General features: G+C 65.3%; 16 protein-coding genes. 4 read left to right on the top strand and 12 right to left on the bottom strand.

The annotated features are described in order from the left end of the window. Positions 1–12: 12 nt before the first annotated feature. Positions 13–933 carry a polyprenyl synthetase family protein gene (locus AC1ROB_RS07315; protein ID WP_492971855.1) on the bottom strand — a complete coding sequence of 307 codons (921 nt, stop codon included), beginning with the start codon at positions 931–933 and terminating at the stop codon, positions 13–15. Position 934: 1 nt separating this feature from the next. Next, on the bottom strand, positions 935–1207 hold the full coding sequence (locus tag AC1ROB_RS07310; RefSeq protein ID WP_492971856.1) for an exodeoxyribonuclease VII small subunit: 273 nt from the start codon (positions 1205–1207) through the stop codon (positions 935–937). Positions 1208–1353: 146 nt separating this feature from the next. On the opposite strand from AC1ROB_RS07310, the gene AC1ROB_RS07305 reads away from it, so the two are divergent. Beyond that, positions 1354–2070, top strand: a complete 717-nt coding sequence (locus AC1ROB_RS07305) for a lipid-binding SYLF domain-containing protein (protein ID WP_492971857.1) — start codon at positions 1354–1356, stop codon at positions 2068–2070. Then, positions 2067–2504: a DUF3293 domain-containing protein gene (locus tag AC1ROB_RS07300; protein ID WP_492971858.1), complete on the top strand. Its 438-nt coding sequence runs from the start codon at positions 2067–2069 to the stop codon at positions 2502–2504. Before AC1ROB_RS07305 ends, AC1ROB_RS07300 begins: the two co-directional genes overlap by 4 nt. On the opposite strand, the gene AC1ROB_RS07295 is transcribed toward AC1ROB_RS07300, so the two are convergent. From AC1ROB_RS07295 to meaB, 3 genes are all read right to left on the bottom strand, one after another. Further along, positions 2501–3685, bottom strand: a complete 1185-nt coding sequence (locus AC1ROB_RS07295) for an acetyl-CoA C-acyltransferase (RefSeq protein WP_492971859.1) — start codon at positions 3683–3685, stop codon at positions 2501–2503. The genes AC1ROB_RS07300 and AC1ROB_RS07295 overlap by 4 nt on opposite strands. Positions 3686–3778: 93 nt before the next feature. Then, positions 3779–4954: a pyridoxal phosphate-dependent aminotransferase gene (locus AC1ROB_RS07290; protein ID WP_492971860.1), complete on the bottom strand. Its 1176-nt coding sequence runs from the start codon at positions 4952–4954 to the stop codon at positions 3779–3781. A 7-nt stretch (positions 4955–4961) separates the two neighbouring features. Beyond that, complete coding sequence (meaB, locus tag AC1ROB_RS07285; protein WP_492971861.1) at positions 4962–5885, bottom strand: methylmalonyl Co-A mutase-associated GTPase MeaB; 924 nt, start codon at positions 5883–5885, stop codon at positions 4962–4964. 131 nt (positions 5886–6016) lie between these two features. Between meaB and AC1ROB_RS07280 the strand changes: the two genes are divergently transcribed. Continuing rightward, entirely contained in the window at positions 6017–6823 is an 807-nt protein-coding gene (locus AC1ROB_RS07280; RefSeq protein WP_492971862.1) for an ABC transporter permease, read from the top strand. A gap of 300 nt (positions 6824–7123) precedes the next feature. On the opposite strand, the gene AC1ROB_RS07275 is transcribed toward AC1ROB_RS07280, so the two are convergent. The 6 genes from AC1ROB_RS07275 to AC1ROB_RS07250 all read right to left on the bottom strand — a co-directional run bounded on the left by AC1ROB_RS07275 (position 7124) and on the right by AC1ROB_RS07250 (position 12479). After that, positions 7124–7303, bottom strand: a complete 180-nt coding sequence (locus tag AC1ROB_RS07275; RefSeq protein WP_492971863.1) for a hypothetical protein — start codon at positions 7301–7303, stop codon at positions 7124–7126. Between the two features lie 157 nt (positions 7304–7460). Beyond that, on the bottom strand, positions 7461–9086 hold the full coding sequence (locus tag AC1ROB_RS07270; protein WP_492971864.1) for an MFS transporter: 1626 nt from the start codon (positions 9084–9086) through the stop codon (positions 7461–7463). Further along, positions 9083–9499, bottom strand: a complete 417-nt coding sequence (locus AC1ROB_RS07265) for a DoxX family protein (RefSeq protein ID WP_492971865.1) — start codon at positions 9497–9499, stop codon at positions 9083–9085. Before AC1ROB_RS07265 ends, AC1ROB_RS07270 begins: the two co-directional genes overlap by 4 nt. Next, positions 9499–11463: an amidohydrolase gene (locus AC1ROB_RS07260; protein ID WP_492971866.1), complete on the bottom strand. Its 1965-nt coding sequence runs from the start codon at positions 11461–11463 to the stop codon at positions 9499–9501. Before AC1ROB_RS07260 ends, AC1ROB_RS07265 begins: the two co-directional genes overlap by 1 nt. A 10-nt stretch (positions 11464–11473) precedes the next feature. Beyond that, entirely contained in the window at positions 11474–11740 is a 267-nt protein-coding gene (locus AC1ROB_RS07255; RefSeq protein ID WP_492971867.1) for a XapX domain-containing protein, read from the bottom strand. Between the two features lie 76 nt (positions 11741–11816). After that, on the bottom strand, positions 11817–12479 hold the full coding sequence (locus AC1ROB_RS07250; RefSeq protein ID WP_492971868.1) for a hydrolase: 663 nt from the start codon (positions 12477–12479) through the stop codon (positions 11817–11819). A 162-nt stretch (positions 12480–12641) separates the two neighbouring features. Here AC1ROB_RS07250 and AC1ROB_RS07245 point away from each other — a divergent pair, with 162 nt between their 5' ends. After that, positions 12642–12998 (top strand): winged helix-turn-helix transcriptional regulator, encoded by a 357-nt coding sequence (locus AC1ROB_RS07245; protein ID WP_492971869.1) that lies wholly within the window; start codon positions 12642–12644, stop codon positions 12996–12998. Here the strand turns inward: AC1ROB_RS07245 and AC1ROB_RS07240 are convergent. Continuing rightward, positions 12995–13441, bottom strand: a complete 447-nt coding sequence (locus AC1ROB_RS07240) for an acyl-CoA thioesterase (protein ID WP_492971870.1) — start codon at positions 13439–13441, stop codon at positions 12995–12997. The two genes, AC1ROB_RS07245 and AC1ROB_RS07240, sit on opposite strands and share 4 nt — an antisense overlap. Between the last annotated feature and the right edge of the window lie 3 nt (positions 13442–13444).

The raw sequence follows: 13444 nt of genomic DNA, 5'->3' as shown, positions 1-13444 counted from the left end.
GGCCTGATCGTGTCACGAGCGGCGGGTTATAACAAACTCCGCCAGCTCCTGCAAAACCACGGAACCAGGGCCGAATTGGGCCGAAACCCGGGATTTGGCCGAATTGGTTAACGCCCGCGCCTTGGCCCGGGCCTGATCCAGGCCCAGCAGGCCGACAAAGGTGGCCTTGCCGGCCGCGGCATCCTTGCCCACCGCCTTGCCGACCTCGGCGGCCGAGCCTTCATGGTCGAGGAGGTCGTCGGCAATCTGGAAGGCGAGTCCCAGATCGGCGGCATAATCGCGCAGGACTGCCTGTTCTGCCGCCCCGGCACCGGCCAGGATCGCGCCCGCCTCAGCCGAAAAGGCGATCAGCGCGCCGGTCTTCAGCGCCTGCAGCCGGGCGATCTCGTCATAGCTCAGCGGCTGTCCCGCCGCCGTCCGGTCTGCGGCCGCCAGGTCGATGGCCTGGCCGCCAACCATGCCGCGCGCACCGGCTGCCAATGCCAGGCCGGCGACCAGTGCGGCTCGGATGGCGGCATCGGCATGGGTGGCCGGATCGGCCAGCACCAGGAAAGCCTGCGTCTGCAGTCCGTCGCCGGCCAGCACGGCGGTGGCCTCGTCGAAGGCCTTGTGCACGGTGGGCTTGCCACGTCGCAGGTCGTCATCGTCCATGCAGGGCAGGTCGTCATGCACCAGCGAATAGGCATGCAGCATCTCGATGGCGGCCGCGACCCGCAGCGACTGTGCACGCGGCACAGCAAACAGGTCGGCCCCGGCGACGACCAGCAGCGCGCGCAGGCGCTTGCCACCACCGAGGCAGGCATAGCGCATGGCTTCATCAAGCTTTTCGGTCGGGCCTTCCACGGCTGGCAGCAGGCGGTCGAGCGCGGCCTCTACGGCTGTGCCAACATCCTGCATGGCCGCCGCGAATGCGGGCGACGGCTGGTCGGCCATCTCAGTCGGCCTTGAAGGGCTGGGTGCCGGCCTGGCCATCGGCGCCGACGACGATCTTTTCGATCTTCTCTTCCGCGGCCTTCAGCTTGGCCTCGCAATGGCGTTTCAGCAGCGCGCCGCGGCCATAGAGCGCAATCGACTCTTCCAGATCGACGCGGCCGCTTTCCAGCTTGGCGACGATCTCGTCCAGCGCCTTCAGTGCGGCCTCGAAGCTCAGCGCCGCGATGTCCGCCGGGATGGTCTCCTGAGCGGTATTTTCCTGGGCCTTGGACATGCCGCCTCCGTTCCACAAAGCTGCCACAGTTTAGGGACTAGCTTACGCTGCAACAACCCGCGCCCACCCGTCCATCGGGGTGATTCGGCGCGGCCGAAGCAATATATTCAGATTCGCCTTTTGCCAACCCGGAAAGGGACCCGATCATGCCGACTCCCATACTCGCCCCCATCGTTACCCGCCGCACGCTCTTCACCACCGTTATTGCCGGCGCCGCCGGCGCCATGCTGCTCGGCGCGCTGCCAGCCCATGCCGCCAGCGACGACCAGACGCTGATCGACAGCGCCCGCATCACGGTGGAGCATTTCACCACCGACGGCCAGATGAGTGACCTGCGCCGCAAGCTGGCCCAAGCCAAGGGCGTCTTTGTCGTACCGCAGCTGCTGAAAGCCAGCTTCATCATCGGCGGCGAAGGCGGCAGCGGCGTGCTGCTGGCCAAGACCGGCACCGGCTGGAGCGAACCCACGATCTACACCATGGGCGCCGGCTCCATTGGCCTGCAGATCGGCGGCGAGGCCTCCGAAGTGATTCTGGTGCTGATGAACGACAAGGCCGTAGAGGCCATCCTGCGCAACGAGTTCAAGCTCGGCGCCGACGCCACCGTGGCCGCCGGCCCGGTCGGCATGGGCGTGGAAGCCGCCACCACCACCAATCTGGGCGCCGACATCTATTCCTTCTCCAAGAGCAAGGGCCTGGCCGCCGGCGTATCGGTGGAGGGCGCGGTGATTACGGCGCGCCATAGCCGCAACACCGCCTACTACGGCAAGGAAGCGCATCCGCGCAACATCCTCTACGACCATGTGGTCAGCAATCCCGGCACGCAGGGCCTGCGTCAGGCGCTGGCCGCGGCGGAGATGCCGTGATCTCTGATCGCACCCTGCAGGGTTATGTCGCCACCACCTATGCGGTGACAACACCCGATGGCACGCTGATCGGCCTGCGGCTGGGTAAGACCAGCCCGCAGGCCGACGCCTTTCTGCGTCAGGCCAAAGCTGACACGCTGATCTGCCTGAATGCCTGGAACCCGCGCAGCCAGCATCTGGCCGTCAGCCGCAACATGGCCGCGCATCAGCGCCTGCGCCGCGATCTGGCGACACGCGGGCTGGCGGTTCTGCCGCATCTGGGCGTACCCGACCGTGCCGGCTGGTACCCGGAACCGGGTTTCGCCGTGCTGGACCTGGAAACGGAAACGGCCATAGGCCTTGCACAGACCTATGGCCAGTTCGGGATCGTGCGCTACGAACGCGGCGGCGCGGCGGAACTGATTCTGACCCGCCTCGCGACGCCGAGGCTTTAAGCGACTTCGAACAGTCCGGCGCCGCCCTGACCGCCGCCGATGCACATGGTCACCACAACATATTTGGCGCCGCGACGCTTGCCTTCGATCAGGGCATGACCGGTCATGCGCGCACCCGACATGCCATAGGGATGGCCGATCGAGATCGCGCCACCATTCACGTTGAGCAGCTCGTTGGGGATGCCGAGCTTGTCGCGGCAGTAGAGCACCTGCACGGCAAACGCTTCGTTCAGTTCCCACAGGCCGATATCGTCCATCTTGAGGCCGAAGCGCTGCAGCAACTTGGGCACGGCAAAGACCGGGCCGATGCCCATCTCGTCCGGCTCGCAGCCGGCAATCGCCATACCGCGATAGATGCCGAGCGGCTGCAGGCCCTTCTTCTCGGCCAGCTTCGATTCCATCACCACGCAAGCGGAGGCGCCATCGGAAAGCTGGCTGGCATTGCCGGCCGTGATCACCTTGCCCGGACCGCGCACCGGCTGCAGGCCGGCGAGGCCTTCCAGCTTGGTATCGGCACGATTGCCTTCGTCCTTGGCCAGCGTGACATCCTTGTAGGAGACTTCCTTGGTCTCCTTGTCGACCACCGCCATCTTGGACGACATCGGCACGATCTCGTTGTCGAACTTGCCGGCGGCCTGACCGGCGGCCGTGCGCTTCTGGCTTTCCAGCGCATAAGCATCCTGCACCTCGCGGCTGATGCCGTAGCGCTCGGCGACGGTTTCGGCCGTATCGATCATCGCCATATAGATGTCAGGCTTGTTTTTCATCAGCCATTCGTCGCGGGCGCGATAGGTGTTCATATGCTCGTTCTGCACCAGCGAGATCGATTCCAGACCACCGCCCACCACGATGGGGGCGTTGTCATGGATCACCTGCTTGGCCGCCGTGGCAATCGCCATCAGGCCGGAGCCGCACTGGCGGTCGACGCTCATGCCGGCCACACTGACCGGCAGACCGGCGGCAATGGCGGCGTGGCGGGCGATATTGCCGCCGGTGGAACCCTGCTGCAGGGCTGCCCCCATGATCACGTCATCGACTTCGCCGCCCTCGATGCCGGCACGCTTTACGGCTTCGCGGATCGCATGGGCACCGAGCGTGGCGGCATCGGTGTTGTTGAAGGCGCCGCGATAGGCCTTGCCGATCGGCGTGCGGGCGGTAGAGACGATGACGGCTTCACGCATTTTTTGTTTCCTCCAAAGACTTGCCAGAAACTCTTCTCGGGCGCGAACGCTAGACCCAAATTTTTCGCCGCGCCACCCTGCCCTTACGGCAGGTTATTTCAGTTGCGGCACCAGGCGCTCCAGCGCCTGCGACAGCTTGGGCAACGACGCCGCGTAGCAGAGCCGGATGCGACCCTCACCGGCGGGACCGAAGGCGATGCCGGGCGCCATACCGACCGCGGTCTTGCGCGCGAGGTCGATGCAGGTCTGCAGGCTGTCGGTCATGCCGTCCAGCCCGAAGAAGGCATAGAAGGCACCTTCCGGCTTGGCCAGCCGCACGCGCGGCAGCGGCGCCAGCGCCTGATAGACCATGTCGGCGGCGCGGTTGTAGCGCTCGACCAGCCCCTCAATATACGCGTCACCTTCGTTCATCGCGGCGACGCCGCCCCATTGCACGAAGGTGGTGGGATGCGAAATGTTGAACTCGGTCATCTTTTCGACCGCCGTGCACAGGCGCGGCGGCGCCACGATCCAGCCCAGGCGCCAGCCGGTCATCGACCAGCTCTTGGAGAACGAATTGACGATCACCACAGGATCTTCCGGCTGCGCCAGCGTGTAGTAGCTGGGTGCATGTTTGGCGCCGCCATAGATGATGCGGCCATAGACTTCGTCCGACAGGATCCAGATGCCGCGCTGGCGGCAGAAGTCGAGGATCGCCGCCAGCTCGGCTTCCGAGGCGACCCAGCCGGTGGGATTGCCCGGACTGTTGATCATGATCATCCGCGTGGTGTCGTCGCAGGCATCGAACAGCTCGTCGAGATCGAGCTTCCAGCGGCCATCTTCCTGCATCTTCAGGAACACATCGCGCGGCTCGCCACCCATGGCCCGGATCGCCGAGCGGCCATTGGGCCAGATCGGCCCGATCACCACGGCGCTGTCGCCCGGCTCGATCAGGCACTGGATGGTGATCATGATGGCGTTCATGCCCGACGCCGTCACCACCATGCGGTCGGCCCCGATATCGGCGCCGTAGCCGCGCAGCAGGTAATCATGGATCGCCTGCATCAGCGGCGGGATGCCGCGATTGGCGGCGTAGAAGGTCTCGCCGGCATCCAGCGCCGCCTTGGCGCCCTCGCGGATGAACTGCGGCGTCGGCTCGTCGCCCTCGCCGAACCACAGCTTGATCATGTCGGGGATATCGGCCGAGGCGCGGGTGACCACGCGGATGCGCGAGCCGGGCAGGTCGAGGATGCTGGAGCAGATACGGGCTTCGGAGATCGTTTCAGACATGGAGGATTTATTTACCTGAGAGACGGGTGGCGAGGAGGGAAATCATGGTCTGGATCGCGTCGTCGATGCCGGTCTCGCCGGACAGCACGGCATCGGAGAGACGATCGGCCTCGGCGGCCGGCAGATCGGCCAGACCCTTGCGCAGACGATCGAGCACCAGGTTCTGCAACAAACGCTTGGTGCGGGCGCGCGGATCGGGACGCTTGCGCTTGCCGATGGCAGTGATGGCATCGGCCAGTTCGGGAACGCCCTTTGCCGTGCTCGCGCTGGTCTGCAGCACCGGCACGCTGCCCTGCCCGCGCTGCGCACTCATCGCGGCAAGCTGGCGCGCCGAACGTTCGGCAAAGGGCAGGTCGGACTTGTTGACCACCAGGATATCCGCGATCTCCAGGATGCCGGCCTTGATCGCCTGGATGTCATCGCCCAGACCGGGCGCATTGACCACCACGCGAACATCCGCGATCTCGGCGACCTCGACCTCGGACTGGCCGGTGCCGACGGTCTCGACGATCACCACATCGCGGCCCGAGGCATCGAAGACATCGATCACGCGGGCAGCGGTACGCGACAGCCCGCCGAGATGGCCGCGACTGGCGAGACTGCGGATGAACACGCCGGCATCGGCGGCATGCTGGCTCATGCGGATACGATCGCCAAGAATGGCGCCGCCGGTGAGCGGGCTGGAGGGATCGACGGCAACCACGCCGACATTGAGGTCGCGGCGGCGCAGCTCGGCCACATAGGCGGAGACCAGCGTGGACTTGCCCGCACCCGGCGCGCCGGTGAAGCCAACCACCAGCGCCTGTCCGAGCTTGCCACGGATCGCCTGCAGCACCAGCCTGGCCTCGTCGGTATCGTTCTCCACCGCGGTAATGGCGCGGGCCAGCGCCGCGCGCTCGCCCGCCAGCAGGGCCGGCAGCCAGTCCGGCACCGCCTGGGCTCCGTCCGTGCCCGTTTCCGGGGAATCCGCCGCCTGCTTTTGCATTGCCGCAGATTACGCGCTATGTAGCCGGACGAACAAGTTTCCGTCCCGCGCCAAAAACCCAAAGATCAGTCAAAAGCATGTCAGACCTGCCGCCGCATGCGACACTCCGCCACTATGGCCCGGTCAACTGGCTGGGCCTGTGGACGCTGTATGTCAAGGAAGTGCAGCGCTTCCTCAAGGTCATCACCCAGACCGTGCTGGCCCCGGTGGTGACCACCCTGCTGTTCTTTGCCGTTTTCGCCCTGGCGCTGGGCGGCGCGGTGCGGCAGGTCGCCGGCATGCCCTTCATCGAATTCCTCGGGCCGGGCCTGATCATGATGGCGACCACCCAGAATGCCTTTGCCAACACCTCCTCCTCGATCATGATCTCCAAGGTGCAGGGCAACATCATCGACGTGCTGATGCCGCCAATCAGCCCCGGCGAACTGCTGGTCGCCTATGCCGGCGCCGGCGTTACCCGCGGTCTGGCGGTGGCGCTTGCCGTGGCGCTGGCGATTGCGCCCTTCTCGCCCATCCATGTGCATCACTGGGGCGCGACGCTGTATTTCGCCTTCGCCGGCGCGCTGATCCTCAGCCTGATCGGAATTCTGGCCGGCCTGTGGAGCCAGAAATTCGACCATATGGCGGCGGTGACCAACTTCGTCGTCACGCCGCTGGCGTTTCTCTCCGGTACGTTTTACTCGGTACAGGCATTGCCGCCCTTCTGGTATGCCGCCGCCCATGCCAACCCGTTCTTTTTCATGATCGACGGCTTCCGTTACGGGCTGACCGGGCATACCGACGGCGATGTCGGCCTGGGCGCCGGCGCGCTGGCCATGGTGGCGCTGGCGCTGGTGGCGCTGTGCTACACGCTGCTGAAGCGGGGTTATCGCCTAAAACCATGATAATTCAATAGCTTAATCGGTAATCCCATCCAGCAATCCTGCCAACTGATGCCAAATCGAGCCAAAGTGAGCCAACTTGGGCCAGCTGGAAACCATTCAGCGCCATTTGCGACCATCCTGAACCATCTAGAGCCAACAAAAGCCCACCTTTTTTTGCGATCCGGCGCCTATTTCCATTCACGATGGCCAACAACGACAGACCGCCGGAAAACCGGCAGCCCGAATTAGAACATATAGAGTACATTAAAATGAAAGGACGTCAAGCCTAGGACTGGGCAGCCGCAGCGATCGGACCGCCGGTTACCGGCGCTGCTGCGCCCGCTGCGGCCAGACCAGCCAGAGGCCGGTGCTGAACAGCGCCGCTCCGGCCCAAGCCGCCGACTCACGGTCGTTGTTGGCAATCGCCACGCCGGCGACAGCCACCGCGACAAGGCCCATCAGGATCACGAATTTCGCGCCCGGCGTCGCCGGGAGTTTCATGTCGAACATCGGTCTTCCCACCAACTCATGCGCGCCGCTGTTGCGGCTGCGCTGTCTGCCTGTTCGCACTATGGCAGAGGCGGAGATTTTTCGCTGCTAAATCTGTGGTTACCTTTCGCCGCAGCCTTATACCCAAGCTGCGTTGCGCTGAAGAGCGTCAGCGCTGCAGCGCCAACAGATGGCGCACCACCGGCTCTTCCGGGCCGATATGAAAGCGGCGCAATTCGCCCTGGATATCGGCATCGGCCTGCGAGACGCGACGATGCTGGCGCAGATGCTCGGCCCAGGATTCCACCATGAACCATTCGACCACGCTGTCGGGCACGGCAACATCCTCGGAGACGCCCCAGGCATAGGCGCCGTCACGGCGACGCTCCTCGGCGAGACGTTTCAGCGCCACGAGAAAGGCCGGGCGGTCGGCCGCGCGGATGCGGTATTCGACGGTGATCATCACCGGCCCGCGATCATGCGCCACCGGTTCGGCCAGCAGCGGCTCGGGCCAGTGATTGGACGGCGTCAGATCGGCCTCGCCCGTCGGCAGGCGGATCAGGCGGGCCAGCACGGAGATCAGCGCCAGGCTGCCGGCACCGATCAGCAGCGTGGCGGGAATGCCAATCCATTCGGCGACGCCGCCCCAGATCAGGCTGCCACCGGTGAGGGCGCCGTTGAAGACGGTGAGATAGATGGCGAGACCGCGGCCGCGCACCCAGTTGGGCAGCACCGCCTGCATGGTGCCGTTCAGCGTGGTGAGCGCGGTGATCCAGCCGGCGCCGAGCAGCAGCAGCACGGCGACGGCTACCCATTGCGGGGGACTAAACGACAGCACCGCCATGACGCCGCCCGTAATCAGCGCCGCCAGCAGCATCAGGCCGTCGGCACTGAGATATTGCCGCAGGCGCGGCAGCGCCAACGCGCCGAGGATGGCGCCGGCGCCCACCGATCCGAGCAGGATGCCGTAGAAACCGGCACCGCCATGGAGCAGCGTGCGCGCCACCAGCGGCAGCAGGGCCCAGGCGGCACTGGCGAACAGGAAGAAGACGGCGGCCCGCAGCAGCACGACATGAAGCGCGCGGCTGGCCCGGGCATAGCGCAGCCCGGCGCGGAAGGCACCGGCGAACTGTTCCTGTAGCGCGTCGTCGGCATCGGCCTTGCGGCGCCACCACAGCAGCGCGCCAATCACCACCACATAGCTCAGCACATCGGCGCCATAAGTGATCGCTGCACCGAAGGCGGCCAGCAGCGCGCCGCCCACGGCCGGGCCGATGGCACGGGCGATGTTGAAGCCGAGCGAGTTGAGCGCGACGGCATTCTTCAGATCGGGTTTGGCGACCAGCTCGGGCACGATGGCCTGCCAGGTCGGACTGGCCAGCGCCGCGCCGACACCGCCGAGGAAGGTCAGCGCCACGAGGCTGGCAACGCTCAGAGTCCCGCTATAGGCCAGCAGCATCAGCGTGACGCTGACGCCGCCCAGCATGACCTGTATGGCGATCAGCAGCCGACGGCGGTCGAGAATATCCGACAGCACGCCGGCCGGAATCGCCAGCAGGAAGATCGGCAGGGTGCCGGCCGCCTGCACCATCGCCACGGCCGTGGGCGAGGTGGAGAGATCGGTCACCAGCCAGGCGCTGGCGACATCGCGCATGAAGGTGCCGGTATTGCCCAGCACGGTGGCGACCCAGAGCAGCGCGAAGACCGGCTGGCGCAGCGGCGCAAAACTGCCGCCGGCAGACGGCTTCACCGGCTTCGGCTCCGGTCCATGGTCGTGGCCGTGATCGTTGCTCATCGCGAAGCAGTGTCGCGCAGGTCGTACCACGCCACCAGCAGGAATCCGCCGACCAGGCCCAGATGCTCGTAGAAGCCGTTGGCCATCATGAAGCGGTCATGACCGGGCGGCAGCGCCCAGTAGCTATTGGCGATGAAAGTGGAGACCAGCGTGAAACCGGCCAGCCATAGCGCGCCGAACCAGCGCCAGCGACCGCTCAAGACAAGCGCCGCGCCCAACAACTCGGTGACGATCACGGCGATGGCGAATGGCAGGGCCGGTTCGAGACCGAAATGCTGCATCTCGGCCACCGCGCCGCCGAAATCTGTCAGCTTGTTGAAGCCGCCCTGCAGATAGGCGGCGCAGAGCAACAGCAGGGCGAGCCAGCGCACCGCCGCCGGGGCAAGGAGAGTCTGCGCGAGACGGGTCAGCATCAGAAGGCCCAGCAGGAGCAGCCGAGCGCACCCCAGAAGGTTTTCTCATCCGACACCGGCATGGCCGAGGCCAGCGCACCGGCATGGGCATGGCCATGGACGCCGCAGCCGGTGGCGCAGCCGCAGGCGGCGGCAAGGGCGGCATCCTTCTCGACCAGCTCGGCGCGACGCTGTAGTGACCGGCCCTGATAGCCGCCGAAACGGCGCACCGGCGACCAGTCGGGCATCGCGGCGGGGAGCGCCGGCGTCAGGCTGCCGAAATCGCCGCTGCCATACACGGGCTTGCCGCCCAGCAGCGTCAGCACCGCGGTGATATGCGGGATGGCATCTTCCGAGACCGAGAAATAATCCTCCGACAGCACGGCAAGATCGGCGAGCTGTCCCGCCTTGATCTGGCCCTTCTTGCCCACTTCGGTGGAGAACCAGGCGTTGCTCTCGGTCCACAGCCGAAGCGCATCCTCGCGGGTCAGGCGGTTCGACGGCGGATACATCGTCAGGCCGCCGACCGTGCGCCCGGTGACCAGCCAGGACAGCGAGACCCAGGGATTATAGGAGGCGACGCGGGTGGCGTCGGTGCCGGCGCCGACCTTGACGCCGCGGTCCAGCATGCGGCGGATCGGCGGCGTGGCCTCGGCCGCCTTGTGGCCATAACGCTCGGCGAAATATTCGCCCTGATAGGCCATGCGATGCTGCACGGCGATGCCGCCACCCAGCGCCGCGATGCGGTCGATATTGCGGTCGTCGATGGTTTCGCAATGGTCGAAGATGAAATGCAGGCCGTCGAAGGGAACGTCCTTGTTCACTTTCTCGAAGACGTTCAGCGCCCGCGTGATGGTTTCGTTATAGGTGGCATGCAGGCGCCAGGGCCAGCGGTTCTGCGCCAGCAACCGCACCACCGGCTCCAGGTCGGTTTCCATATTCGCCGGCATGTCGGGCCGCTCGACGCGGAAATCCTCGAAATCGGCTGCCGAATAGACCAGCATCTCGCCGGCGCCGTTATGACGATAGAGATCGTCACCCTGCCCCGGCTTCACCTGCTTCGCCCAGCCGGCGAAATCGGCCAACTCTTCCTTCGGCTTCTGGGTGAAAAGATTGTAGGCGATGCGCACGGTGAGATCGCCGTCTTTGTGCAGCTCCTCGATGATCCGATAGTCGTCCGGGTAATTCTGGAAGCCGCCGCCGGCATCTATCACGCCGGTGACGCCCAGACGATTCACCTCGCGCATGAAATGCCGTGTGGAATTCTTCTGATATTCCGCCGGCAGCTTCGGGCCTTTCGCCAGCGTCGCATAGAGGATCGTCGCATTGGGCCTGGCCAGCAGCAACCCGGTGGGATTGCCTGCCGCATCGCGCTGGATCTCGCCGCCGGGCGGATTGGGCGTGTCTTTCGTATAGCCCACCGCCCGCAAAGCGGCGCCGTTGAGCAGCGCGCGATCATAGAGATGCAGGATGAAGACCGGCGTATCGGGGGCGACGGCGTTCAGTTCGTCGATGGTGGGCAGGCGCTTTTCGGCGAACTGGTGTTCGGTGAAACCACCGACCACGCGCACCCATTGCGGCGCCGGCGTATTGTCGACCTGCTGTTTCAGCATGCGCATGGCATCGGCCAGCGAGGCGACGCCGTCCCAGCGCAGCTCCATGTTGTAGTTGAGGCCGCCACGGATGATATGCATGTGGCTGTCGATCAGGCCGGGGATGGCGCGGCGACCCTTGAGGTCGATCACCTGGGTTTTCGCATCGGCCAGGGCGCGGATGTCGCGTTCGTCGCCGACAGCGAGGAATTTGCCGTCACGGATGGCCACCGCTTCCGGATTGGGATTGCTGCGATCCAGCGTGGCAAAGCGGCCGTTGACCAGAATCATGTCGGCAGTCATGCGGGTCTGTCCCTGGGCGGTGGGGCCCATCAAAGCGGTGAGTGTCAGGCCGGCAGCACCGGCCATGGTGTCGCGACGGGTGGGTTTCATGATCGCCTCTTTACGACGGGCAGTCCGGCGATTTGGCCTCGAGCTTGCCGGGCAGGGTGCCGAAGATATGCGGGCCGCAATCGGATTTCAGCCAGGATATGGTGATCGGCTGGCCCGCGATCAGGCGCTTGGCCACCGGCACGGCCTGTTCGCCGATCAGAATGCCGAGCAAACCGATCAGCGCCACCACCGGCGGTGCCGGCGAGCGCACATCGAGCATGGCGTAAATGACGCCGACCAGCAGGCCGACCGCGAGGGAGACGAGATAGAGTTTCATGGCGACCTTCCGGGGCGGACAGGGAGCGGGCGGAAACCGCGATGGCGGCCGGCATGCCGCCATCGCGCATCGTCGGTTACTCGCCGGCTTCGGAAGCGTGTTCGCCCAGCATGGTCTTGGCGTAAATGATACCGAGCCCATAGGCGCCGCCGAACTTCTTGGCAATGCCGGTGGTGAGATCGTAGGTGGCGGCCCGGGCCCAGTCGCGCTGCAACTCCAGCATATACTGCAGCGCCGTCATCGGCCGCACACCGGCCTGGATCATACGCTGCATGGCGCGTTCATGGGCCTCGTCGGAGACATCGCCGCAGGCATCGGCGATCACATAGACCTCGAAGCCCTGGTCGAGCGCCGACAGCGTCGGGCCGACGATGCAGACCGAGGTCCACAGGCCGGAGAAGACCAGGCGCGGCTTGCCGATGGCATTGACCTGCTTGATCACGGCCTCGTCTTCCCAGGTGTTCATCGAGGTGCGGTCGAGCATTTTCTGGCCCGGGAAGGCGGCAGTGATTTCCTCGAACATCGGGCCGGAGAAGCTTTTCTCGGCCACGGTGGTGAGGATGGTCGAAACCTTGAAGCCGGCGGCGGCATGGGCCACGAGGGCCGCATTGTTGCGCAGGGTGATGGCATCGATCGACTTGGTGGCAAAGGCCATCTGCGACTGGAAGTCGATCATGATCAGGGTGTGATCCTGCGGGGTCAGCAACATTTTACCGGGAACTGCTTTTGCGGTGGCCATGGGAAACTCCAAGAGGATGAGTGAATGCGTGCCGATTCAATCGATTTGCAGGGCGGCCGTCAGCCATACATAGGTTTAGCAGGAGCATACCATCGGGCGCGCGGTCCCTATATGTTGGAACGCGGATATTGCGGCAATAAGTAACTTTCGGGATACCGTGCGATGGCTCGGACAAAGGCATCCGGTGCGACGGCGCTCACACGATTCGTGTCGCATTGCGGGTTGAACCAGGCCCTGCAGTTTCTCGCCAGGGAATGGACCGTCCATATCATCTGGACGCTGGGCCGCAATGGCGAATTGCGCTTCGGCCAGCTGCGCACCACCCTGCCCGGCCGCGTTTCGGCCCGGGTGCTGTCGACGCGGCTGCACGAGCTGGAAGCGCAGGGCCTGATCGCGCGGCACGACATGGCGACCAAACGGCCGGAAGTCTGGTACCGCCTCACCGCCAGCGGCCGCAAGGTCGACCGCCTGCTGGGGCGTGTCGAGCAGGCGCTGCTGCCGCCGGACCAGCCGCGCTAGCCGGCCAGGATCTTTTCCAGCGCCGCGCGGATCTTGGCCGGGATCGGCACCGGCTTCTGCACGCCGCGTTCGACGAACACATGCACGAAATGGCCTGTCGCTGCGGGATGCGGCTCGCCGGCGCGGAACAGCGCGATCTCGTGGCGGGCCGAGGAATTGCCCAGCTTCACCGTGCGCAGGCAGCCTTCCACAGTTTCAGGATAGTTCAGCGACTTGTGGAAGCGGCAGCCGCTTTCCACCAGCAGGCCGATGATCTTGTCATTCACCATGTCGAGCCCGCCGAAGCGGATCATGTAGTCATTCACCAGCGTGTCGAAATAGGCGTAATACTGCACGTTGTTGACATGCTGGTAGACGTCGATATCCGACAGCCGAGTGGGAATCAGCAGGCTGTGGCGATAGTCGGCACGGGTTTCCTGGCGCGGGTCTTTCACATCGCTCATCAG

This window comes from Ferrovibrio sp. GW821-FHT12F09 (genome assembly GCF_058806775.1).
Note: the sequence above shows the minus strand (reverse complement) of the source record. Positions and strands in the feature narration are given on the sequence as shown.